General features: G+C 71.2%; 18 protein-coding genes. 5 read left to right on the forward strand and 13 right to left on the reverse strand.

Annotation, left to right across the window (positions count from 1 at the left end; translation table 11 throughout):
• Nucleotides 1-474: 474 nt before the first annotated feature.
• Nucleotides 475-1,506 carry a MerR family transcriptional regulator gene (locus BGN97_RS14120; protein ID WP_292702776.1) on the reverse strand — a complete coding sequence of 344 codons (1,032 nt, stop codon included), beginning with the start codon at nt 1,504-1,506 and terminating at the stop codon, nt 475-477.
• 204 nt (nt 1,507-1,710) lie between these two features.
• Between BGN97_RS14120 and BGN97_RS14125 the strand changes: the two genes are divergently transcribed.
• A complete protein-coding gene (locus BGN97_RS14125; protein WP_292702778.1) occupies nt 1,711-2,682 on the forward strand; it encodes a hypothetical protein in 972 nt (323 codons plus the stop codon).
• Between the two features lie 72 nt (nt 2,683-2,754).
• On the opposite strand, the gene BGN97_RS14130 is transcribed toward BGN97_RS14125, so the two are convergent.
• From BGN97_RS14130 to BGN97_RS14165, 8 genes are all read right to left on the reverse strand, one after another.
• Nucleotides 2,755-3,933, reverse strand: coding sequence for a thiolase family protein (locus tag BGN97_RS14130; RefSeq protein ID WP_292702780.1), 1,179 nt, complete (start codon nt 3,931-3,933; stop codon nt 2,755-2,757).
• Between the two features lie 75 nt (nt 3,934-4,008).
• The gene (locus tag BGN97_RS14135; RefSeq protein WP_292702783.1) at nt 4,009-4,926 is read right to left on the reverse strand and encodes an aldose 1-epimerase family protein; all 918 of its coding nucleotides are present in this window, start codon (nt 4,924-4,926) and stop codon (nt 4,009-4,011) included.
• A complete protein-coding gene (locus BGN97_RS14140) occupies nt 4,923-6,170 on the reverse strand; it encodes a D-arabinono-1,4-lactone oxidase (protein WP_292702786.1) in 1,248 nt (415 codons plus the stop codon). Before BGN97_RS14140 ends, BGN97_RS14135 begins: the two co-directional genes overlap by 4 nt.
• A 60-nt stretch (nt 6,171-6,230) precedes the next feature.
• Nucleotides 6,231-7,385, reverse strand: coding sequence for an ROK family transcriptional regulator (locus BGN97_RS14145; protein ID WP_292702789.1), 1,155 nt, complete (start codon nt 7,383-7,385; stop codon nt 6,231-6,233).
• Between the two features lie 82 nt (nt 7,386-7,467).
• Entirely contained in the window at nt 7,468-9,873 is a 2,406-nt protein-coding gene (locus BGN97_RS14150; protein ID WP_292702792.1) for a glycoside hydrolase family 3 N-terminal domain-containing protein, read from the reverse strand.
• A 3-nt stretch (nt 9,874-9,876) separates the two neighbouring features.
• Complete coding sequence (locus tag BGN97_RS14155) at nt 9,877-10,740, reverse strand: carbohydrate ABC transporter permease (RefSeq protein WP_292702928.1); 864 nt, start codon at nt 10,738-10,740, stop codon at nt 9,877-9,879.
• A 29-nt stretch (nt 10,741-10,769) separates the two neighbouring features.
• Nucleotides 10,770-11,783, reverse strand: a complete 1,014-nt coding sequence (locus tag BGN97_RS14160) for a sugar ABC transporter permease (RefSeq protein WP_292702795.1) — start codon at nt 11,781-11,783, stop codon at nt 10,770-10,772.
• Between the two features lie 7 nt (nt 11,784-11,790).
• Nucleotides 11,791-13,086: an extracellular solute-binding protein gene (locus tag BGN97_RS14165; RefSeq protein ID WP_292702797.1), complete on the reverse strand. Its 1,296-nt coding sequence runs from the start codon at nt 13,084-13,086 to the stop codon at nt 11,791-11,793.
• 138 nt (nt 13,087-13,224) lie between these two features.
• Here BGN97_RS14165 and BGN97_RS14170 point away from each other — a divergent pair, with 138 nt between their 5' ends.
• The 3 genes from BGN97_RS14170 to BGN97_RS14180 all read left to right on the forward strand — a co-directional run bounded on the left by BGN97_RS14170 (nt 13,225) and on the right by BGN97_RS14180 (nt 16,844).
• Complete coding sequence (locus BGN97_RS14170) at nt 13,225-14,223, forward strand: LacI family DNA-binding transcriptional regulator (RefSeq protein WP_292702800.1); 999 nt, start codon at nt 13,225-13,227, stop codon at nt 14,221-14,223.
• 76 nt (nt 14,224-14,299) lie between these two features.
• Complete coding sequence (gene xylA, locus BGN97_RS14175) at nt 14,300-15,490, forward strand: xylose isomerase (RefSeq protein WP_292702803.1); 1,191 nt, start codon at nt 14,300-14,302, stop codon at nt 15,488-15,490.
• 52 nt (nt 15,491-15,542) lie between these two features.
• A complete protein-coding gene (locus tag BGN97_RS14180) occupies nt 15,543-16,844 on the forward strand; it encodes an FGGY family carbohydrate kinase (RefSeq protein WP_292702806.1) in 1,302 nt (433 codons plus the stop codon).
• Nucleotides 16,845-16,868: 24 nt separating this feature from the next.
• On the opposite strand, the gene araA is transcribed toward BGN97_RS14180, so the two are convergent.
• From araA to BGN97_RS14200, 4 genes are all read right to left on the reverse strand, one after another.
• Entirely contained in the window at nt 16,869-18,386 is a 1,518-nt protein-coding gene (gene araA, locus BGN97_RS14185) for an L-arabinose isomerase (RefSeq protein ID WP_292702809.1), read from the reverse strand.
• Between the two features lie 11 nt (nt 18,387-18,397).
• On the reverse strand, nt 18,398-19,984 hold the full coding sequence (locus BGN97_RS14190; protein ID WP_292702812.1) for an FGGY-family carbohydrate kinase: 1,587 nt from the start codon (nt 19,982-19,984) through the stop codon (nt 18,398-18,400).
• Complete coding sequence (locus BGN97_RS14195; RefSeq protein WP_292702815.1) at nt 19,981-20,715, reverse strand: L-ribulose-5-phosphate 4-epimerase; 735 nt, start codon at nt 20,713-20,715, stop codon at nt 19,981-19,983. The genes BGN97_RS14190 and BGN97_RS14195 overlap by 4 nt, the downstream gene beginning before the upstream one ends.
• A gap of 198 nt (nt 20,716-20,913) precedes the next feature.
• Nucleotides 20,914-21,930 (reverse strand): LacI family DNA-binding transcriptional regulator, encoded by a 1,017-nt coding sequence (locus BGN97_RS14200; protein ID WP_292702819.1) that lies wholly within the window; start codon nt 21,928-21,930, stop codon nt 20,914-20,916.
• A gap of 52 nt (nt 21,931-21,982) precedes the next feature.
• Here BGN97_RS14200 and BGN97_RS14205 point away from each other — a divergent pair, with 52 nt between their 5' ends.
• Entirely contained in the window at nt 21,983-23,029 is a 1,047-nt protein-coding gene (locus tag BGN97_RS14205; protein WP_292702822.1) for a LacI family DNA-binding transcriptional regulator, read from the forward strand.
• Nucleotides 23,030-23,060 lie beyond the last annotated feature (31 nt).

Consider the following 23,060-nt stretch of genomic DNA (forward strand, 5'->3'; position numbering starts at 1 on the left):
AGCGCGGAGAATCCGGATGCCACGACCGCCGCGATCGCGAGGACGGCGACGCGGCGAGTGGCGCGGGGTGCGATGCGGGGCTTCGATACAGCGGTCTTCTTCGACACGGATGCTCCAGGAGGGGTGGCGGGCGCGACGACGCGTCCGGGGCTGTGTCTGTGAAAGTAGCAGGATGCCGCAACGAACTGCAAGCGCTTCCAGTTACGAATGCTCAGCCTGTATGCGCTCCTGGCGACGAAATCGTAAGCGCTTCCACATCCTGCGCTGCATTGCGCCGGACAATTCCGGCCCCGTTCACCTGCCGGACACATCGGCCGCGTACAACTGTCTCTGCGCGGCCGAACGGCTTGACCGGATCAGGGTGCCGACCACTGCCGCGCCGCGGTGAGCATCGCTCCCGCCGCGGTCTCGGACCGCGAGACCCCCGCCGAATCGGGTCGGCGGGGGTCTCTCCCTGCCGGGGGCGCAGCGACGTCAATCGTGGATGTCGACCACCACGATCGTGTGGTTGTCCGGCTCGCCGGCATCCGCCACCGCACGCTCGACGGCGGCGACCGCCGCGTCGGGGTCCTCCGCGTCGAGCAGTGCGGCGAAGTCGGATGCCGAGAACAGCGCGTGCACGCCGTCGGTGCTCAGCACCAGGCGATCGCCGCGCTGCACAGTGACGCCCACCACATCGGGCGCGGAGGGCAGCCCTGCGGCGAGCGCCCGGTTGAGCACGGCACGGCGCGGATGCAGCCGCGCTTCCTCCTCGGAGAGCCGGCCGTCCTCGACGAGCACCGAGACCTCGCTGTGGTCGGTGGTCAGCTGGCGCAGCACGCCGTCGCGCCGCAGCCAGGCGCGGGAGTCGCCGAGGTGGGCGATGGTCGCGACATCGCCCTTCAGCGCGATCGCGGTGAAGGTGCTGCCGCGTTCCTCGTCGCCGATACCGCCTGCGCACTCGGCGGCGAGCTCGTCCCAGCGCTCGGCGCTGACGGGCTCGGGCTCGGCCGCCAGCAGCCGGACGAGGTCCTCCGCCACCGAGGGTGCGCCGCCGAAGCCGTCGGCGACCGCCCACAGCGCGTCGCCGATGTGCACGGCATCCAGCTGCTCGTCGCGCGCGCCCTGCCGGATGACGTGCGCCGTGCGGGTGCGGGGTGTTCGGGTCGTGGTCATGATGCTCTCCTTCGATCGAAGGTCGGCGACGAGAGCGGACACCTGGACCCGGCGCGAGCGCACGTCGGCCTCGGTCTGCCGCCAGAACGAGGTGACCTCGGCCGCGACGGCGACCGGCGGCAGCTCGAGCGCGGTCCGGATGCGCTCCAGCGGCATGCCCACGCGGCGCAGGGCCGCGATCAGGCGTGCCGGCTCGAGCTGGTCCGGAGCGTAGTACCGGTATCCGGTGCGTTCATCGACCTCGGCGGGGCGCAGCAGGTCCAGGTCGTCGTAGATGCGAAGCGCCTTGGGGCTGAGCCCTGCGGCACGGGCGAAGTCGCCGATCGACATGAGCTGCATGCGGTCCATCATCCCTCTCATCGCATCGGCGACTCTCGCCGACCGGCTCAGGTTCCGCTCTGCCCCCGGGGCAAGGTCAAACCCGGCCCCCCAAGATTTCGAATCGCTCAACTTGCTGCATCTGCGCGCGATCTGCCGCCATTTGCGCGATTCGAAACCACTGACTGCTGTGGATAACTCCGACGCGAAGTACGCCTGCCGTGCGACGGTGGGGCGATGGGACGACGACAGGAACTTCCGGGATCACTCGACGACGGCTTCGATGTGGCCCTCGCCCGACGCCATGGCGTCACCCGATCCCGCCTGCGCGGAAGCGACCTCACCGCACCGTTCCACGGCATGCGAGTCCTGACCTCGAAGATCGAGGAGCGCGAGCACATCGACGATCCGTACCTCCGCCAGCGGCGGGACCGCGTTGCGCGCGCAAGGCTCTACGCGCCTCGCCTGCACCCGGGACACTTCTACAGTCACCACTCGGCGGCCTCGATCTGGGAAGCACCGCTCCCCCTCGAGTTCACTGAAGAGGGCCAGATCGCGGAGGGCACCCGGCTGCGACTGCACGTCAGCGCATCCGGCTATGTCCCCTTCCCCCGCGCGAGCGGCATCGTCGGGCACCGCACTCTCGCGAGTCTCACGTCGATCTGCGAGCGCGACGGACTGCGGGTCACGTCGCCCGCCGCGACCTGGGTCTCGCTGGGCGCCCTGTCCGTGCCGGATCTTGTGGCGCTCGGCGACTTCTTCTGCCGGAGGTGGCGCGAAGGCATCGGGCGGAAGAACATCGGCCAGGCGCCGCTGGCGACGATCGACGACCTGCAGGCGGCGTTGGACGCCGGCCGCAGGCTGGGCGCGGCGCGACTTCGTGAGGCGCTTCCGCTGATCCGGGAGGACAGCTGGTCGCCGCGCGAATCTCTGGTGCGCTTCATCCTGGTCGGCGCAGGGCTTCCGGAGCCGGAACTGAACGTGGATGTGTTCGACAGCGCGGGCAGATTCCTGGGATGCGCCGACATGGTCTATCGGAAAGAGCGCGTCATCGTCGAGTACCACGGCATCGTCCACGGCCCGCAGTGGGCCCAGGACGTCGAACGCATCGCCGCGTTCCGTGCCGCGGGATGGACGGTCATCGAGGCGACGTCTCCACTGATCACGCGCCCCGAGGAACTCGTTCGACGGGTTCGGCAGGCGCTGTGAGGGCGTTCGAATCGCTCAAATGGCTGCATTCCGGCTCCGGATGCAGCCAGTTGAGCGATTCGAAACAGGGAGTCAGAGGCGCTCCAGGATGAGGGCGTTCGCCATGCCGCCGCCCTCGCACATCGTCTGCAGGCCGAAGCGCCCGCCGGTGGCCTCGAGGTGATCGAGCAGGGTGCCGAGCAGGCGCGTGCCGGACGAGCCGAGAGCATGTCCGAGGGCGATCGCACCGCCGCGCGGGTTGAGCTTCGCCGGGTCGGCGCCCAGCTCGGCCGCCCACGCCAGCGGCACGGAGGCGAACGCCTCATTGACCTCGTAGGCGTCGAGGTCGTCGATGCCGAGGCCCGCGCGCTCGAGCACGCGCCGGGTGGCGGGAATGGGCCCGGTGAGCATGAACAGCGGGTCGTCGCCGATCACGTCGAACGCGCGGAATCGGGCGCGCGGCGTGAGACCGAGCTGCTCGGCGCGGTCGGCGCTCATCATCAGCGCGGCGGAGGCCCCGTCGGTGAGCGGAGAGGAGTTGCCCGGCGTGATGCTCCATTCGACGTCGGGAAAGCGCTCGGCATAGGCATCCGTGCGGAAGGATGCCGGGAGCCCGGCGAGCTTCTCGACCGTCGTCCCCTCGCGAACCGTCTCGTCTGTGATGGCCTCGGGCGCCTCGGGCACGCGCACGACCGTGCGGTCGAAGAAGCCGTCGCGCCACGCCTGCGCGGCGCGGGCGTGCGACTCCGCGGCGAAGGCGTCGAGCGCGGCGCGGTCGAAGCCCCACCGCTGCGCGATCAGCTCGGCGCTCACGCCCTGGTTGACCAGTCCCTGCGGGTAGCGGGCGCTGAGCCGCGGAGACATCGGCGAACCGCCGGATGCCGAGGAGCCGAGCGGCACCCGGCTCATGGACTCCACTCCCCCGACGATCACGATGTCGTTCTCCCCGGCGGCGATGCCCGCGGCGGCGAAGTGGACGGCCTGCTGACTGGAGCCGCACTGCCGGTCGATCGTCGTGCCGGGGATGTGCTCATCGAAACCCGCGGCCAGCACGGCCTGCCGGGCGATGTTCATGGCCTGGTCGCCGACCTGGCTCACGCAGCCCAGCATCACGTCATCGATCTGCCCGGACTCCAGTCCGTTGCGCTCCAGGATGCTCTGCAGCATCCCCGCGGCGAGATCCACCGGATGCACGCCGGACAGCGACCCTCCCGGCTTGCCGCGCCCCACCGGGGTGCGGATGACATCGACGACGACGGCTTCGCTGCTCATACGTCCATCATGACGCCTCGCGAGCGCGACGGGCCTGGTTGCGGCCTTCGCCGACGCGCCGACAGCAGGGAGCGATCAGAGCGCCCGGATGCTCCACCCCGCCGTGTGCGCGGCGCCGGGCTCGAGCACGATCAGGTCGGTGCCGGAGTTGAAGGCGTCGGGAGGGCAGGTCATCGGCTCGACGGCGAGGCCGCGCCGGCTGGCGACAGGGTCCGGCAGATCGGCCGTGTGAACCTGCACCCACGGGCATCCGGCGTCCCACGCCATCTCGACACCGGCGCCGGACGCGCCGCGCAGCCGCACGGCTGCTGTACCGCGCTCGTCGCGCTGGAGGCCGGTGAAGGCGTGGTCGATGAACGTGTCGCCGATGCGGCGCGGGGTGCGGAAGTCCCACTCCGGATGCGCGTCGACCGGCTCGAGGGCGACCGGGCTGAGCCGATCGGCGGTGACGGTGAGCACCCCGGATGCCGGCAGCAGCAGCTCCGTGTCGTCGACGTGCTCGTCGCCGGCCGTGAGGTACGGATGCGGTCCGGTTCCCCAGGGGGCGGCATCCGTTCCGAGATTGCGGCCGGTGACGCGCTGGTGCAGGCCGGTGGCATCGACGGAGTACTCGACCTGGACCTCGACGCGGAAGGGGTAACCGGCCTGCGGCTGGATCGCAGCGGCCAGCACCACCCGGTCGTCGGCGATCTCGCGCACCGCGAAGTCGAGCCAGGTGACCAGCCCGTGCAGGGCGTGGCTGCGGGCCGGCTCCGTGAGTGCCAGCTGGTGCGTGGCGCCGCCGAACGCGTACCGGCCGTCGACGATGCGGTTCGGCCACGGGGCGAGCGTGGCACCGCGGTGCGCGGGCCGCACCTCGTCGGCGTCGAATGGGATCACCAGGTCGCGGCCCTCGAAGGTCAGTGCCCGCAGGGTCGCCCCGATGCCGGCGATCTCGGCGCGGTATCCGCGCGCGATGATGGTCAGCTGCCGTCCGGAACGGGGATCGGTCACAGTCCCAGCCTCTCCAGGTAGTCGTTCACGAACCGGCGTTCCGGATCGAGTTCGGCGCGCAGCGCCGCGAAGTCGTCCCACCGAGCGTGGCGGCGCCGCACCTCGGCTCCGTCCAGTGTGAAGATCTTGCCCCAGTGGGGGCGGGCGGATGCCGGGAGCGCGGCCTCGATCGCCGGCAGCAGCGCCCGCACGGCGGCCTCGTCCTGCCGCCAGGTGAAGTGGATGCCCACGGCATCCGTGCCGTAGGAGGAGCTCAGCCACAGATCGTCGGCCGCGACCGTGCGGACCTCGCTCACCAGCAGCAGCGGGGCGATCCGGCCGGCGAGCCCGCGGATCGCCTCCAGCGCCGCCACCGCGTCCTGGCGCGGCATCAGGTACTCGCTCTGCAGCTCGGCGCCCGCGGAGGGCGTGAACTCCAGCTTGAAATGCGGCAGGCGCTGGTACCACGCACCGGGCTCGCCGCCCTGGTCGGTGCAGGCCTCGGGATCGACACCGAGGATCGGATGCCGCTTCACCTGCGCGGCAGCGGCGCCCAGCCGTGCAGGGACGTCTCCGGCCAGGTCATCGGCGCCGCGCTGCTTGATCCACAGCTGGTCGGCGGAGTCCGTGCGCTGCCAGGTGGTGAAGATGCTCACGCTGGTGCCCGCCGAGGTCACCGCGTCGAGGTCGCCCAGGATCGCATCCCAGACCGGGCGCTCGTGCACGCGCTGCGCGACCGAGTACGTCGGCTCGACGTCGAGGACGAGCTCGAGCACGACCCCCAGTGCGCCGATACCGACCACCGCGCCGGCGAACCGCGGGGCGCCGCGGTGCAGGTGCAGCAGCTCGCCGGATGGCGTGAGCAGCACCAGTTCGCGCACCGCCGCGGCGAGCGATCCGATCGCATCGCCGGATCCGTGCGTGCCGGTCGCCACGGCGCCCGCGACGGAGATGTGCGGGAGGGAGGCGAGGTTCGCCAGCGCCAGCCCCTCGGCCTCGAGACGCGGTGCGATGTCGCCATAGCGCAGCCCGCCGGACACCCGCACCGCGTCTCGCTCCGGGCTGATCTCGAAGACCACCGGCATCCGGTCCAGCGCGACGAGCGTGCCGGTGGTGTCGGCGATGTCGTTGAAGCAGTGCCGCGTGCCCAGCACCCGCACCTTCCCGCCTGCCGTGACCAGCGCGCGCGTCTCGTCGACGGTCGCGGGATGCGCCACGGCACCCCGGTAGCCGATGTTCCCGGCCCAGTTGCGTTCCGCGCTCATCGGCGCCTCCTCGTGATCATGGCAGCTCAGGTCTCATGACGGCTCAGATCTCATGACAGCTCAGCCGAGCGGGTCGGACAGCAGCCGCTGCAGAGCGGCATCCGCCGCACCGATCAGCAGGCGGTCGGCTCCCAGCGCCGCGGAGGCCAGTTCCAGCCGCTCCGCACTCGCTGCGAGCGCGCGGGCGCGCACCTCGTCGTCGAATCCCTCGCGGTCGATCTCGCGGAGGCTGCCGAGGAACCCGCCGAGCACGATGATCGACGGGTTGAGCACGTTGACCGCATTGCCCAGGGTGGCGGCGAGGATGCGGCGCTGCCTGGCGGCCTCGACCCTGGCGTCATCGGATGCCGTGAGAGCCCGCTCCAGCTCCGCGTCGTCGGGAGCGGTCAGGCCGGCGGCCCGCACGAGCCGCGCGCGGTTCACCTCGTCCTCGAGCACGCCGCCGTCGACGCGCCGATCGGCGGCATCCGTCAGGCTCGCGGCGGTCTGCCCCCATCCCCCGGCGTACCCGCCTTCGCCTCCGATGAGCTGCCCGTGCAGCACGAGCCCTCCGCCGATGCCGCTCGCGCCGCCGTTGAGGTAGACCACGTCGCCGTGCTCACGCGCCGCGCCGAACAGGCGCTCGGCGCGGGCGCCGTACGACGCGTCGTTGCCGACCACGACGGCCAGGCCGAGGGCCTCCGCCAGCGGACCCGCGATGTCGGCGTCGTGCCAGTCCAGGTGAGGCGCGAAACGCACCAGGCCGTCCTCCGCCCGGACCAGGCCGGGCACGGCGACCCCCGCTCCGACGATGCGGCAGTCCTTCAGGGCATCCGCCCGCCAGGCCGCGACCACCCGGGCGACGACCTCGACCACCTCGGCGACATCGGGGGTCGATGCGGGGACGCGCTCGCGCAGCCGCACGGCGCCGCCGAGGGATACCGCGCCGATCTCGATCGCGTCGATCTCGGGGTTCACGCCGATCGCGACGACGTCGGGGCTCGGCGCGACGATGGGCGACGGGCGACCGACACGGCGGGTGGGATCGGGATCGTGCTCCCGCACGAGGCCGGCCGCGGCGAGCCGGGCGACGAGGTCGGACACGGTCGAACGGTTCAGCCCCGTCTCGGCCGTGATCACGGCGCGAGAGCGCGGTCCCCCGTGGTGCACGAGACGCAGCACCTCGCCGAGATTGGTGCGCCGCACCCCCTCCACGGTCGTCGCGCGTTCGCTCATCGTCCCAGGCTACCGATCCCGGTGTGCGCCATCGGCCCATGTGCCGACCGGATCGTGCGCACCTCGCCGCGCGACCCGCTCGTCACTCGACGGAGACTTCCACGATGCGGGCGTCCTCCCCGGTGACCTCGTGCACGGCGCCGGTGAGCAGCACCGTGGCGGGCGCTGTGGCGGCACCGGGCAGCGACCGCTCCGCGCGAGGTCGCTCGTTGGAGATCGCCCCCGACGTGGCCCCGCTCAGGTCCGACACCGGGGCCTGCGCCTCGGCGTGCGACGCCGCCCACACCCGCACCTCGCCCGGCTCGACCACCCGCACGAGGCGGCGGTCGCTGAACGCGAAGCGCGCGGCGGGCACGTCGAAGCGCACCCGCCTGCTCTCCCCCGGACCGAGATGCACGCGCGCATAGCCGAGCAGCTGCGCGACGGGCCTGGTGACGCTCGCGACCGGATCCCGGCCGTAGAGCTGCACGACCTCGGTCGCGGACACGTCGCCGGTGTTGCGCACCAGGACGGATGCCGCGAACCGGCCGTCCGTGCGGGCCCGCCCCGACACCTGCAGATCGTCATAGGCGAAGGTCGTGTACGACAGGCCGAAGCCGAACGGCCGCAGCGGCGTCGGATCCGTGGAGGTCACGTCCGACGGCCCGCCGAGGATCGGATGCAGGTAGCTGTACGGCTGCGCCCCGGACGAGCGCGGCAGGCTCACCGGCATCCGTCCCGACGGCGCGATCGCGCCGGTGAGCACGTCGGCGATCGCCTCCCCGCCGGCCTCGCCCGGGAAGAACGCCTGCAGCACGGCCGCCGGGCGCGCGCCGTCGCCGTCGAGCGCCCATCCGATGGCATAGGGCCGCCCCGTGACGAGCACCATCACGACCGGTGTGCCCGTCGCGACCAGGGCCTCGACCAGCTCGCGCTGCACGCCCGGAAGATCGAGCGAGTCCACGTCGTTGCCCTCGCCGACCGTGCCGCGGCCGAACAGCCCGGCCTGGTCGCCGACGACGACCACCGCCACCTCGGCATCCTGCGCCGCGGCGACAGCCGCGTCGAACCCGGAGCGGTCCTCGCTCTCGACCTCGCAGCCCTCGACGTGCACGATCTCGGCATCCGGAATCGCCGCCGTGAGCGCCTCGCGCACGGTCGGGATGCGGAAGCCGAGTTCATGATCCGGATGGTGCGCGAGCACGTGGTTCGCGAACGAATAGCATCCCTGCAGTGCCGCCGTGCGGTCGGCGTTCGGGCCGACCAGCGCGACGCGACGCCGACCGCGCAGGGGCAGGATGCCGTCGTTGCCGAGCAGCACGAGCGACTCCGCCGCCAGCCGGCGCGCCGCCGCGCGATGCCGATCGGTGTCGAGGTCGATGCGCGCGGGAGGCTCGCCGTCGAACGCGCCGGCGTCGAGCAGGCCGAGCTGCTCCTTCTGCAGCAGCACCCGCGTGACTGCCCGGTCGACATAGGCCTCGTCGAGGAGACCTGCGCGCACGCGCTCGATCAGCGGCGCCAGGTACGCGTCCCCTGAGGGGAGCTCGACGTCGATGCCGGCGGTCAGGGCCAGCTGCGCGGCCTCACCGCGATCCGCGGCCACCGCGTGCATGATCTCGAGGAACGCCACGGCGAAGTAGTCGGCCACCACGACACCGTCGAAGCCGAGTCTCTCCCGGAGCAGTCCGGTCAGCAGCGCCGGGTCGGATGCCACGGGCACCCCGTCGATCTCGGCGTAGCTGTTCATCACGCCGCGCGCTCCGCCGTCCCGGATGGCCATCTCGAACGGCGGGAGGAACACATCCGCCACCTCCCTGGGGCCGGCGGAGACCGGCGCATGGTTGCGGCCGGCTCGAGATCCGGAGTAGCCCAGGAAGTGCTTCAGCGTGGCATGCACGCCCGCGGACTGCAGTCCGCGCACATAGGCGGCGCCGACCGTGCCGACGAGGTACGGATCCTCGCCGATGCACTCGTCGACGCGTCCCCAGCGCGGGTCTCGCACGACGTCGAGCACAGGGGCGAGACCCTGATGGATGCCGAGCGCGCGCATCGACTCCCCGACGAGCGCGCCCATCTCCGCGACCAGCTCGGGGTCGAAGGACGCTCCCCAGGCCAGCGACGTGGGGAAGGTCGCCGCCTTCCAGGCGGCCAGCCCCGTGAGGCACTCCTCGTGCACGAGCGCGGGGATGCCCAGCCGGGTCTCGCGCGTGAGCCGGCGCTGCTCCTGCCACAGCCACGCCGCCCGCTCCGCCGGATCGACCGGACGGGTGCCGTAGACGCGCGTGTAGTGCCCGATCCCGTGCCGGGTGATCTCTGCGAGCGCCCCGGTCTCGCGCGTCGCGCCCATCTCGTGCTGCATCGGGGCGACGACCTCGCCGCCCTGGTCGAGCCAGTAGCCCACCAGCTGCGCGGCCTTCTCCTCGAGGGTCATCTCGGCCAGCAGCGCGCTCACCCGCGGCGAGGCGTCGGGGAAGGCGGGGATCGTCTTCACAGGGGTCTCGTGCAGCATCCGTCAGCCCTTCACCGCTCCGGTCAGTCCGCCGACGATGCGGCGCTCGAACATGCTGAAGAAGATCAGCGCCGGCAGCATCGACAGCGAGGTGTACGCCAGCACCCGCGCGGTGTCCACCGAGTACTGCGACGCGAAGTTCTGCACGCCCAGCGGCAGGGTGAACAGGCCCTGATCGTTGAGGATGAACAGCGGCAGCATGTACCCGTTCCAGGCGCCCACGAAGGCCAGGATGCCGACGGTGATCACGCCGGGCAGGCTGAGCGGCACCACCATCCGCCAGAAGAAGCCCAGACGCGAGGCGCCGTCGATGGACGCGGCCTCCTCGAGCTCCTTCGGGATGGCGCGCAGGAACGGCACGAGGATGATGATCGTCGTCGGCAGCGCGAATGCGATCTGCGGCAGGATGATTCCCGCCAGGCTGTTCACCAGCCCCAGGTTGCGGATCAGGATGTACAGGGGCGTGATGGCCACCGTCACCGGGAACATCAGGCCGGCCGCGAACAGCGCGTACATCACCCCGCGCCCTGCGAACTCGTAGCGGGCGAGCACGTAGCTCGCCATCACGCCGAGCACGACCGCGCCGGCCGTGGTCCCTGCCGCGGAGATCGTGGAGTTCAGCATGGCCGTCCAGAACTCGGAGCTGGCCAGCACGTCGCCGTAGTTGCCGAGCTGCCATGGCGACGGGAAACCGGAGGGGTCGAGCGTGATCTGCGAGTTGGTGCGGAATCCGCCGATGATCACGTACAGCACCGGGGTGATGCAGATCGTGATCAGCACCAGCGCCACCAGGTAGACCGCAGGGCTCCCCCACTTCACGTCGGCTTCGCGCACGCGGCGGCGGCCCTCAGGGGAGATCGCCCGGATGGCGACACGGGTGTTCAGGGTCTCGGCGCTCACTTGCGCCTCCTTCCGCCGTCGCCGGTCAGCGCACCATCGGTGTCACGACGCAGCACGAAGCGCTGATAGACGAGAGCCACGATCAGGGTGATCAGGAAGAGCATCACCGCGACGGCGTTGCCGTATCCGTAGCTGCCGGCCAGATGGCCGTTCTGGTACATGTAGGTCGCCATCGTGGAGGTGCCGGCGGTCGCGGCGATGTACTGGCCCCAGATGATGTTGACCAGGTCGAAGAGCTGCAGCGAGCCGATGATGGACAGGAACGCCCAGATCCGGATGGTCGGCCCCAGGAGGGGCACCGTGATGCTCCACTGGATCTTCCAGAATCCGGCGCCGTCGATCGCGGCGGCCTCGTACAGCTCCTCCGGGATCGACTGCATGCCGGCGAGCATGAGGATCACTGCGAAGCCGAGGTACTTCCAGGTGATGATGATCATCAGCGAGCCCATCGCGATCGAGGGGTCCGCGATCCAGGACTGCTGCAGGAACCCGAGTCCCCACTTCTCCAGCAGGGAGTTCAGCGCGCCGGCGTCCTGCAGCATCAGGCTCCAGCCGATGCCGACGATGACCTCCGAGATGACGTAGGGCACGAAGATCAGCACCCGGATGATGGACCTGCCGCGGATCTTCTGGTTCAGCAGCAGCGCGAACAGGATGGCCACCGGCCCCTGCAGCAGCAGTGAGAGCACGACGATGACGCCGTTGTGCAGCACCGCCTGCCGGAAGGTCTCGTCCTCCCACATCATGCGGTAGTTGTCGAGCCCGATGAACTCCGTCGGCCAGCCGAAGCCGTTCCACTTGAAGAAGCCGTAGAACGCGGCCATCGCCACCGGGAGGATGACGAAGCCGACGAACATGATGAGAGCCGGTCCCGAGAGGAGCGCGATCTCGCCGCGCTTGCGCCAGTCGGGCCGCGGCGAGCGCCGCCCCGGAGCGGGCGCGGGGCCCGCTCCAGGGACGGCGATCCTCTCAGGCACCGTCGTGCTCTGCAGTGCCTGCGTGTCGGTCATGAGCCGGTCAGCCCCTCGCCTCGGCCTTGGTGACCGTGTCGACGAGCTTCTTCGGCGAGCCCTGCCCCGCGAGCATCTCGACGACGCTGGTGTTCAGCGCGTTGCCGACGTTCTGCCCGAGGGCGGTGTCCAGCCACAGGGCGACGTAGGGGGCCTTCGTGTACGCCTCCATCAGCGGCTTCAGCGACGGATCGGTGACCGCTCCGGTGGCGTCCTGGTTCGCCGGGATGGTCTGGAACGCCACGGCGTACTTCTCCTGCCATTCCTTCGAGGAGACGAAGTTGAGGAACTTCTCGCACGCAGCCGGGGAGTCGGCCGAGCAGGAGTAGCCGTCGACACCGCCCATCATCGCGCCGGCCCCACCGTCGCCGCCGTCCACCTCGGGGAAGGGGAACCAGCCCAGGTCGGGCAGGGGCTTCTCGTCGGGCGTCAGGCTGGCGATCACGCCGACGTCCCACGCGCCCATCAGCTCCATGGCCGCCTTGTGGTTGGCCAGCAGTCCCGCCGAGGAGTTCGCGCCCTCCTGCGGGGAGGTCGTCAGGAAGCCCTTGTTGAACGGCTCCGTCCCGGCGAAGTCCTGCAGGTTCTCGGCCGCCGTGAGCCAGCACGGATCGGAGAAGTCGGCCTTGGTCGCGAGGTTCGCGATGAGGTCCTGACCGCAGGCCCGCAGGGCGAAGAAGTAGTACCAGTGCGCGGCCGGCCACGCCGCCTTGGCGCCGAGCGCGATCGGCTCGATGCCTGCCGCCTTCAGCTTGGTGACAGCCGTCTCGAGCTCGTCCATCGTGGTGGGTTCGGAGCTGACACCCGCCTGCGCGAACAGGTCCTTGCTGTAGAAAAAGCCGCCGGGGAGCACCGCGCTCGGCATCCCGTAGACCTTGCCGTCGACGCTGAAGGCGCTGAACGGGGCGTCGCCGAAGGCCTTCTTCACGTCGGGATCGATGAGCTTCGTGAGGTCCTTCACCTTGCCCGCGTTGACGATGTCGGCGAGCTTGCCGCCGCCGCGCGCCATGAAGATGTCGGGCATGTCGCCCGAGTTGACGGCCGTCTGCAGCTTGCCGTCCATGTCCTCGTTCTGGATCGACGTGACCTTGATCGTCACATCGGGGTTCTCCTCGTGGAAGGCCGCTGCCGCGTCGGCCCAGTACTGCTTGCCGGGGCCCGTGGTGGAGTTGTGCCACATCGTGAGAGTGGTCGCGCCGTCGGCGCCCGCTCCGTCCGAGCTGCCGGAGCAGCCGGTGAGCCCGAGCATCCCCAGCGTCGCCACGGCCGCCGCTGCGGCGACCCATGCCTTGCCGATCTTCATGCCGTGTGTCTCCTCTTCGAGTTCGCGGTCCGGCTCCATTTGTTGCCGACTACACCGAATGTGCTCCGGCTACTCTGGCAGGTTCGATTCGCCATGTCAATCGTTATCGATATCGTTTTCCATCACTAGATTGGACGGATGAACCGCCGCACGACGATCCACGATGTCGCTCACGCCGCCGGAGTCTCCGTCGCCACGGTCTCCAAGGCCATCAACGGCCGCGACGGCGTCGCACCCGCGACACTGGCGCACGTGCTGAGCGTGGTCGACGAGCTCGGATACGCCAGCTCGCTCGTGGCGACATCGATGCGGCGACGGCGCACCAACGTCATCGGCGTTCTGGTGGCGGAGTTCGAGCCGTTCGCACTGCAGCTGCTGAGCGGGGTCTCCACCGAGCTGCAGGGCACGCGCTTCGACGTGCTGGCCTATGCGGGCAGCGTCTCGGCAGGAGAGCACCGCGGCTGGGAGCGACGCTCGCTCTCCCGCCTGGGCGGAACCCTGATCGACGGCGCCATCGTCGTGACGCCGACCTCGACCCCCGCGGACGCATCGGTGCCCATCGTCGCGATCGATCCGCATGCCGGCCCGGACGGCCCCGCGACAGTGAGCGTGATCAACGTCGACGGCGCACGGGCCGCGACCGAGCACCTGATCTCACTGGGACATCGCCGCATCGCCCACCTGCGCGGCCGCACCGACCTCGTCTCCGCCCGTCAGCGCGAGCAGGGGTATCGCGAGGCGCTCGACGCCGCAGGCATCCGCTTCGACCCCGCGCTCGTCGCCGACGGCGGCTACCGCACGGCGGATTCGACCGCGGGCGCGCACGCGCTGCTCGACCTCGCGGACCACCCCACGGCAGTCTTCGCGGCGAACGATCTCTCCGCCATCGAGATGATCCGCGTGGCGGTCGAGCACGGCCTGCACGTGCCGGACGACCTCTCGGTGATCGGCTTCGACGACATCCCCGAAGCGGCCGCGCACGCGCCGCAGCTGAGCACGGTGCGCCAGCCGCTGACCGAGATGGGCGCCACCGCCGTGCGCCTGCTGCTGCGGATGCTGGACGGCGAGGCGCATGAGCACGTGCGCCTGCCCGCCGAGCTCGTCGTGCGGGAGACGACGGCCGCACCGAGGACCTGATCCGTTGCATCCGCTCCACCGACTTGATATGTTCTGATCCACAACATTTCACCGACGTCGCTGAAGGCGGATCATCATGGCACTCACCCCCACCAAGGCCGACCGGTTCTCGTTCGGCCTCTGGACCATCGGCTACAACGGCACCGACCCGTTCGGCGGCCCCACCCGTCCCGCGCTCGACGTCGTGCACGGCGTCGAGAAGCTCGCCGAGCTCGGCGCGTACGGGCTCACCTTCCACGATGACGATCTGTTCGCCTTCGGATCGACGGATGCCGAGCGCCAGACCCAGATCGACCGATTGAAGGGCGCACTCGCCGACACCGGCCTGATCGTGCCGATGGTCACCACGAACCTGTTCAGCGCTCCGGTCTTCAAGGACGGCGGCTTCACCTCGAACGATCGCCAGGTGCGCCGCTTCGCTCTGCGCAAGGTGCTGCGCAACCTCGACCTGGCCGCCGAGCTGGGGGCGAAGACCTTCGTGATGTGGGGCGGCCGCGAGGGCGCCGAGTACGACTCCGCGAAGGACATCCGCGCGGCGCTGGAGCGCTACCGCGAGGCCGTGAACCTGCTGGGCGACTACGTCACGGACAAGGGCTACGACATCCGCTTCGCCATCGAGCCGAAGCCCAACGAGCCGCGCGGCGACATCCTGCTGCCGACTCTGGGCCATGCCCTCGCCTTCATCAACTCGCTGGAGCGCCCCGAGCTGGTGGGCCTGAACCCCGAGGTGGGTCACGAGCAGATGGCCGGGCTGAACTTCGCCGCCGGCATCGCCCAGGCGCTGTACCACGGCAAGCTCTTCCACATCGATCTGAACGGACAGCGCGGCATCAAGTACGACCAAGACCTGGTGTTCGGACACGGCGACCTGCACAACGCCTTCGCGCTGGTGGACCTGCTCGAGAACGGCGGCGCGAACGGCGCCCCCGCCTACGACGGCCCGCGGCACTTCGACTACAAGCCCAGCCGCACCGAGGACGAGGCCGGCGTGTGGGACTCGGCCGCCGCCAACATGCGGATGTACCTGCTGCTGAAGGAGCGGGCCACCGCGTTCCGCGCCGACCCCGAGGTGCAGGAGGCCCTGGCCGCAGCGCGCGTCGCCGAGCTGTCGCAGCCCACCCTGGGCGAGGGCGAGTCGTACGACGATCTGATCGCCGACCGGAGCGCGTTCGAGGACTTCGACCCGTCGGCGTACTTCGGCGCGCGCGGCTTCGGCTTCGTGCGGCTGCAGCAGCTGGCATCCGAGCACCTCATGGGCGCCCGCTGACCCGCCACCAGCACCCGTCTCGGCCGCAGAACGAAGTGAGAGGATGCCGCGTATGGCACTCGTGATGGGCGTCGACTCGTCGACGCAGTCCTGCAAGGTCGTGATCGCGGATGCCGCGACGGGTGCCGTCGTGCGCACCGGGCGCGCTCCCCACCCGGACGGGACCTCGGTGGCGCCGGAGGCGTGGTGGGACGCACTGCAGGCGGCGATCGCGGATGCCGGCGGGATGGACGACGTCGAGGCCTGGGCCATCGGCGGGCAGCAGCACGGCATGGTGGCGCTGGACGCCTCGGGCGCCGTCGTCCGCGACGCCCTGCTGTGGAACGACACCAGGTCAGCGGGCGCTGCCGCCGACCTGGTCGCCGAGTTCGGGGCATCCGCTCTGGCCGAGCACACCGGACTGGTGCCGGTGGCATCCTTCACGATCACCAAGCTGCGCTGGCTGCGCGATGCCGAACCGGACAGCGCCGCACGGGTCGCTGCGGTCGCGCTGCCGCACGACTGGCTCACCTGGCGGCTGCGTGGGTTCGGCCCGGCCGCCGGCGGCGCCGATCCCCGTCTCGACGAGCTGGTGACCGACCGATCGGATGCGAGCGGAACAGGCTACTGGAACCCGGAGACCGGCGACTACGACCGGGAGCTGCTGGTCGCGGCGCTCGGCCACGACGCGGTGCTGCCGCGCGTGCTCGGACCGTCGGAGTGGGTCACGGATGCCGCGGGCCGGCGCGTCGGCCCCGGCGCGGGCGACAACGCCGGGGCGGCGCTCGGCGTCGGTGCCCGCCCAGGGGATGCCGTGGTGTCGGTCGGCACGAGCGGCACCGTCTTCGCGGTGAGCGAGAGCGCAGTGCACGACGAGACCGGCACGGTCGCGGGCTTCGCCGATGCCGATGGGCGCTTCCTGCCCCTGGTCGCGACGCTGAACGCGGCCCGGGTGCTCGACGCCGTCGCCCGGGTGCTGGGAGTGGACCACGACGAGCTGTCCCGGCTGGCGCTGCAGGCTTCCGCCGGCGCGGGCGGTCTCGCCCTGCAGCCCTACTTCGAGGGCGAGCGCCCCCCCACCCTGCCGGATGCCACCGCCACGCTCTCGGGCATGACCCTGGCCTCGACCACTCGCGAGAACCTCGCACGTGCGGCCGTCGAGGGCATGCTGTCAGGGCTCGGCGCCGGCCTGACCGCCCTGCGCGACCAGGGGGTCCGTGTCGAGCGCGCCCTGCTGATCGGGGGCGGCGCGCAGTCCGAGGCCGTACGGCGGATCGCGCCTCTCGTGCTGGGCATCCCGGTCGAGGTGCCGGCGCCCGCGGAGTACGTGGCGCTCGGCGCCGCCCGGCAGGCCGCGCGCGTGCTGGACGCCTGAGTCCCGCCGCGCGCGGGCCGCGGGTCAGAACCCCTGCGCCAGCCGGTAGTACGCCTGGTTCCAGCGCACCGTCTTCTGGAACTCGGGCAGGGTCGTCGACTCGTCGATCACCAGGAGCTCGATCTGCGCCATCTCGGCGAAGTCGCGGAACGCCTCGAGGCCGACGGCCGTCGACATCACGGTGTGGTGCGCGGCTCCCGCGGTCAGCCAGGCGGCAGCGCTGGTGGTGAAGTCCGGCGCCGGCTTCCACACGGCACGCCCCACGGGGAGCTTCGGCAGTGCCGCCCGCGGCTCGACGTTCTCGACCACGTTCGCGGTCAGGCGGAAGCGGTCGCGCATGTCGCTGAGCGCCACGACGACGGCCGGGCCGGGGTCTGCCGTGAAGACCAGGCGCACCGGGTCGTCCTTGCCGCCGATGCCGAGCGGGTGGATCTCCAGGGTCGGCCTGGCCGGGGTGAGCGAGGGCGAGACCTCGAGCATGTGCGCGCCGAGGATCAGCTCGTCGCCCGGGGTCATGTCATAGGTATAGTCCTCCATCAGGCTGGCGCCGCCCGGCAGGCCGGAGCCCATCACGTTCGCGACGCGCACCAGGATCGCGGTCTTCCAGTCGCCCTCGGCGCCGAAGCCGTAGCCCTCGGCCATCAGCCGCTGCACGGCGAGGCCCGGCAGCTGCTTCAGCTCGCCGAGATCCTCGAACGAGGTGGTGAAGGCGCCGAAACCGCCCTCCTCCAGGAACGATCGCAGCCCGATCTCGATGGCCGCGCCGTCGCGCAGCGACTGGTGCCGCTCTCCCCCGCGCCGCAGCTCGGGCACGACCTCGTACAGCTCCTCGTACTCGGCCACCAGCGCATCGATGTCGGATTCGGATGCCGCCGCGACGGCATCCGCCAGCTCGTTCACGCCCCAGGTGTTGACCTGCACGCCCAGGCGCAGCTCGGCCTCGGTCTTGTCACCCTCGGTGACGGCGACGAAGCGCATGTTGTCGCCGAAGCGCGCGAGCTTGAGCGAGCGCGATGCGGCCAGGCCCGCGGCGGCGCGCTGCCAGGTGCCGAGCTCCTGGCGCACGCGTGGGTCGGACGCGTGCCCGACGATGGTCTTGCGCGGCACGTTCAGCCGGGTCTGGATGTAGCCGAACTCGCGATCTCCGTGCGCGGCCTGGTTCAGGTTCATGAAGTCGAAGTCGATGTCGGCCCAGGGCAGCTCGACGTTGGCCTGGGTGTGCAGGTGGGCGAGCGGCTTCTGCAGTGCGTCGAGACCGGCGATCCACATCTTCGCCGGGCTGAAGGTGTGCATCCAGGCGACGACGCCGATCACGCTGTCGTCGGCGTTCGCCTCGAGCATGACCTTCCTGATGGCGGCGGAGTCGGTCAGCACCGGCTTCCACACGATGCGGACGGGAACCTCGGAGGCACCGTCGAGCGCATCCGAGATGGCACGCGACTGCTCGGCGACCTGCGCGAGCGTCTCGGGCCCGTAAAGGTGCTGGCTGCCGGTGAGGAACCAGACCTGGTAGCCGTCGAGGGAGGTGGTGAGCTTGGGCATTGACGCAGTCCTTAGATGGAGCCTGTGGCGGCGGCCTCGATGGCCAGACCCGCGCGGTAGCGGTCGAGGTAGGTGGTGAACCCGGCGACGTCGGCCGGGTCGGGATCGATGACGGAGAGGGATGCTCCGGCGAAGACGTGCTGGTCGAGGTAGGCGTCCAGCCGCTGTTCGCCGGCCGCCGACAGGTAGGCGGCGAGCACGGCGATGCCCCAGGCCCCTCCCTCGGATGCCGTGTCGCCGACCGCCACGGGTGCGTTCAGCGCCCCGGCGAGGAAGCGCTGCGCGACATCGGCGGTGCGGAACATGCCGCCGTGGGCATACATCCGGTCGAGCGCGACGCCCTCGTCCGTCAGCACCTGCATGCCCAGCGCGAGGGTGCCGAACACGCCGTACAGCTGGGCGCGCATCACGTTCGCCAGGGTGAAGCGGCTGTCGGGCGTGCGCACGAAGAGCGGGCGCCCCTCGTCGAGGCCGGCGATGGGCTCGCCCGCGAGGTGGTTGTAGGCAAGCAGTCCGCCGGCATCCGCCTCGCCGTCCAGCGCCTCGCGGAAGAGCGTCTCGAAGACGGCATCCGCAGACCCGCGGATGCCGGACGCCTCGGCGAACCGGGTGAACATGCCCACCCACGCCGCCAGCTCGCTGGCGCCGTTGTTGCAGTGCACCATGGCGACCGCGTCACCGGCGGGAGTCGTGACCAGGTCGAGCTCGTGGTGCACCTCGGCCAGCGGATGCTCGAGCACGACCATCGCGAAGATGCTGGTGCCCGCGCTCACATTGCCGGTGCGCGGTGCGACCGCGTTCGTCGCGACCATGCCGGTGCCCGCATCGCCCTCCGGCGGGCACAGTGGGATGCCCGGCCGCAGCGCCCCGGTCGGATCGAGCAGCCCGGCGCCCGCCGCGGTGAGGGATCCGGCGTCCTGCCCGGCGACGAGCACCTCGGGCAGCACCGAGCGCAGGTCGCCGCCGACGTGCTCGTCGTAGCGGGCGATCATCGTCTGGTCATAGTCGCGGGCGGCGGAGTCGATCGGGAACATGCCCGAGGCATCGCCGATGCCGAGCACCCGGCGCCCGGTGAGCCGCCAGTGCACGTAGCCGGCGAGAGTGGTGAGAAAGCGCACGTCCTCGGCGTGCGGCTCGGCGTCGAGCTGCGCCTGCCGGAGGTGCGCGACGGACCAGCGCAGCGGGATGTTGACGCCCAGCAGCTCGGTGAGCTCCGCTGCGGCGCGGCCCGTATTGGTGTTGCGCCAGGTGCGGAACGGGGCGAGCAGATCGCCGGCGGCGTCGAAGGCCAGGTAGCCGTGCATCATCGCGGAGACGCCGATGGCGCCGAACGTGTCCGGGCGCACGCCGTAGCGGTCGTGCACGTCGGCGATCAGGTCGGCGAACGCGGACTGCAGGCCGGTCCACACGTCGTCCAGGCTGTAGGTCCACAGCCCGTCCTCCAGCCGGTTCTCCCAGGAGAACGAGCCGGTGGCGAGCACCTCGGCGGAGGAGCCGATCAGGCACGCCTTGATGCGGGTGGAGCCGAGCTCGATGCCCAGGCTGGTGCGGCCGGCGAGCACGTCCTCACGAGCGGAATGTCCCGTCACGGCGCTCATCGGCGTGCGTCCGCGCTCTGGCCGTACACGTTCTGGTACCGGTTGTAGAGGCTGTCGATGGCCTCCTGCGGGATGGGGATGAGCGGGCCGGCCTCGCGGGCGAGGTGCACGGTGCGGGCGACGTCCTCGACCATGACCGCGGCCTTCACGGCATCCTTCGCGTTCACGCCGATCGTGAACGGCCCGTGGTTCTGCATCAGCACCGCGCGGGAGCGATGCCCGGTGAGGGTCTCGACGATCCCGCGGCCGATCGAGTCGTCGCCGATGATCGCGAAGGGACCGATCGGGATGGGGCCGCCGAACTCGTCGGCCATCGCGGTGATCACGCAGGGGATCTCCTCTCCGCGCGCCGCCCAGGCCACGGCGTAGTCGGAGTGCGTGTGCACGACGCCGCCGACCTCGGGCATGTGGCGGTAGACGTACGCGTGCGCGGCGGTGTCGCTGGAGGGCGAGCGGTCGCTGCCCGGAGTGTCGGGGATCACGTCGCCGTCCAGGTCGCAGAGGATCATGTTCTCAGGGGCCAGGTCGTCGTACGAGACGCCGGAGGGCTTGATGACGAACAGGTCGGCGCTCGGATCGTCGCCGACGCGGACGCGACCGGAGATGTTCCCTCCGGTCCACACCACGAGGCCGTAGCGGACGAGCTCGCCGTGCAGACGGGAGACGTCCTCGCGGACGGTCTGGATCGCGGCCTGCAGCTCAGGGCTGAAGTCGGGGGCTTCCTTGCTCACGGGCACCTCGTCGGTCTGATGCTCGGCCACCGTGACCGGTCACATCGCCCAGCATGACACCCTCGCCCGCAGTCGTCAACACCCGTCCCCCTCGTCGAGAGCACGACATCTCGCCGAGCGCACGGGAACTTCGCGTGAACAAGCCGTGCACTCGGCGACGTCCCGTGCTCTCGACGGAGACGGGGGGGACGTAGCGGATCAGGGGCAGCGTGGGGGTGCGACCGACTCGCGGCGCACCAGCACGGGGGCGACCGGATCGAGCGCGGATGCTGCGGCATCCGCTTCCGCGATCACGACGGCGACGGCCCGACGGGCGAGCTCCGCGAAGTCCTGCCGCACGGTCGTCAGCTGCGGCCAGTAGTACGCGGCGTCCGGGATGTCGTCGAATCCGACAACGCTGATGTCGCGGGGCACCCGCATGCCGGCCTCGTGCAGCCCGCCGAGCAGGCCGAGCGCCATCTGGTCGTTCGCGCAGAACACGGCGGTGACACCGGCGTCGATGATCGCACCGGTCGCCGCGTAGCCGGATGCCGCCGACCAGTCCCCCTCGACGACCGGGCCCGGCTCCAGCCCGCGCGCCGCGAGCTCGGCGGCGAAGCCGTCGGCCCGCGACTCGGCCTCGAGCCAGTCCGCAGGACCCGCGAGATGCGCGATGCGGGCGTGCCCGGCGTCGGCGAGCTCGGCCACGGCGAGCCCGGCGCCCGCCGCCTGATCGACGGACAGGCCGCGCGCGCCGCGCCCCGAGGAGTGCAGGGTGACGATGGGCACGTCGATGCGCAGGGCGTCCAGCGCCTCGAGCGTGCGCGCGTGCGGGGCGACCACCACGATGCCGTCCATGCCCTGGGCGATCAGGTGGTCGACGGCGGCGACCACGGCATCCGCATCCCCCGCCTCGGCGAACGCCGCACTGACCCAGTAGCCGGCGGCGCGGGCGGATGCCTCGATGGCGGCGATGCTGCGCGAGGGCCCGTACTGCTCGGCGTTCGAGGCCAGCACGCCCAGCGTGCGCGAGCGCCGGGTTCCCAGCGCGCGTGCGGCGTTGTTCATCCGGTAGCCGAGCTCCGCCATCGCGGAGAGCACGCGCCGCCGGGTCGCCTCGGCGACCTCCGGATGCTCGTTCAGCACGCGTGACACCGTCTGCCGCGAGACCCCGGCGAGCGCGGCGACATCGCGCACGCCGACGGCACGCGTGCGCTCTGCGGCCGTCTCGTCCATCGTCCTGAGTGTACGGCCGCGGACGGCCCCGCCCCGCACTAGGCTGACCCGCATGACGCCGCCGACTCCGCACCGCGCGACGATGAAGGATGTCGCCGCCCTCGCCGGGGTCTCGCCCAAGACGGTCTCGAACGTCGTCACGGGCGCGTTCACGGTCAGCGAGGAGAAGCGCGACAGGGTCGAGCGGGCGATGCGGCAGCTCGACTTCGTGCCGAACCTCAGCGCCCGGGGCATGCGCACGGGGCGGTCGGGCACGATCGCGGTCGCCCTGCCCGACCTCGCCACCGCCTACTCGGCCGAGCTGGTGCACAGTCTGGTCGCGGCGGCCCACCAGCGCCAGCTCGCGGTGCAGTTCGAGGAGACCGCACTGTCGCCCGAGCGCGAGGGCGAGCTGCTCGCACGCGCGCGCACCCGCCAGGTCGACGGCCTCATCCTCAATCCGGTGCGCCTGGAGGACAGTGCGATCCCCCTGGCGGACGACCTCCCGCCGCTCGTGGTGATCGGCGAGGTGGAGCAGAGCCGAGCGGACCACGTCGGCATCGACAGCCGGCTGGCGGCGGCCGATGCGACCCGGCACGTGATCACCCAGGGCGCGCGTCGGATCGCCGTGATCGGCGGGGCGACCGGCCAGAGCCCCGCCACCGCCACCAGCCGCCTGCGCCTGCAGGGCGTGCACGATGCGCTGCAGGAGGCGGGGATCCCCCGCGATCCCGCGCTCGAGGCGGATCGGCTGCCGTGGTCGATGGTGAGCGGTGCCGACGCGATGCAGGAGCTGCTGGACCGGCGGGTCGGCTTCGATGCCGTGGTCGCCTTCACCGACTCGCTGGCGTTCGGCGCGCTGCACACGCTGGCGGCGCACGGCATCCGCGTTCCCGACGACGTGCTGCTGACCGGTTTCGACGATGTGGAGCTCTCGGCGTTCACGACCCCGTCGCTCACCACCATCGCGTTCGATCGGGACGCGCTGGCGAGCGCAGCGCTCTCACTGCTGACCGCGCGCATGGACGATCGCGCGATGCCCCCGCGGGCCGTCACGCTGCCGCATCGGCTGCATCCCCGAGGCAGCACCGCGGGCAGCCCCGGCGGATACCGCCCCTGACGCACGCCCGAGCGGCGTGCGACGATGGGTC

Source organism: Microbacterium sp. 69-10 (assembly GCF_001897945.1).
Lineage (GTDB): Bacteria > Actinomycetota > Actinomycetes > Actinomycetales > Microbacteriaceae > Microbacterium.

Excerpts from the sequence above, each read along its gene's own strand:
- BGN97_RS14190 (WP_292702812.1), bottom strand. The coding sequence starts at position 19,984 with ATGAGCGCCGTGACGGGACATTCCGCTCGTGAGGACGTGCTCGCCGGC.
- araA (WP_292702809.1), bottom strand. The coding sequence starts at position 18,386 with ATGCCCAAGCTCACCACCTCCCTCGACGGCTACCAGGTCTGGTTCCTC.
- BGN97_RS14160 (WP_292702795.1), bottom strand. The coding sequence starts at position 11,783 with ATGACCGACACGCAGGCACTGCAGAGCACGACGGTGCCTGAGAGGATC.
- BGN97_RS14140 (WP_292702786.1), bottom strand. The coding sequence starts at position 6,170 with ATGAGCGCGGAACGCAACTGGGCCGGGAACATCGGCTACCGGGGTGCC.
- BGN97_RS14145 (WP_292702789.1), bottom strand. The coding sequence starts at position 7,385 with ATGAGCGAACGCGCGACGACCGTGGAGGGGGTGCGGCGCACCAATCTC.
- BGN97_RS14205 (WP_292702822.1), top strand. The coding sequence starts at position 21,983 with ATGACGCCGCCGACTCCGCACCGCGCGACGATGAAGGATGTCGCCGCC.
- BGN97_RS14165 (WP_292702797.1), bottom strand. The coding sequence starts at position 13,086 with ATGAAGATCGGCAAGGCATGGGTCGCCGCAGCGGCGGCCGTGGCGACG.
- BGN97_RS14125 (WP_292702778.1), top strand. The coding sequence starts at position 1,711 with ATGGGACGACGACAGGAACTTCCGGGATCACTCGACGACGGCTTCGAT.
- BGN97_RS14120 (WP_292702776.1), bottom strand. The coding sequence starts at position 1,506 with ATGATGGACCGCATGCAGCTCATGTCGATCGGCGACTTCGCCCGTGCC.
- BGN97_RS14150 (WP_292702792.1), bottom strand. The coding sequence starts at position 9,873 with ATGCTGCACGAGACCCCTGTGAAGACGATCCCCGCCTTCCCCGACGCC.
- BGN97_RS14170 (WP_292702800.1), top strand. The coding sequence starts at position 13,225 with ATGAACCGCCGCACGACGATCCACGATGTCGCTCACGCCGCCGGAGTC.
- BGN97_RS14130 (WP_292702780.1), bottom strand. The coding sequence starts at position 3,933 with ATGAGCAGCGAAGCCGTCGTCGTCGATGTCATCCGCACCCCGGTGGGG.
- BGN97_RS14200 (WP_292702819.1), bottom strand. The coding sequence starts at position 21,930 with ATGGACGAGACGGCCGCAGAGCGCACGCGTGCCGTCGGCGTGCGCGAT.
- BGN97_RS14180 (WP_292702806.1), top strand. The coding sequence starts at position 15,543 with ATGGCACTCGTGATGGGCGTCGACTCGTCGACGCAGTCCTGCAAGGTC.
- xylA (WP_292702803.1), top strand. The coding sequence starts at position 14,300 with ATGGCACTCACCCCCACCAAGGCCGACCGGTTCTCGTTCGGCCTCTGG.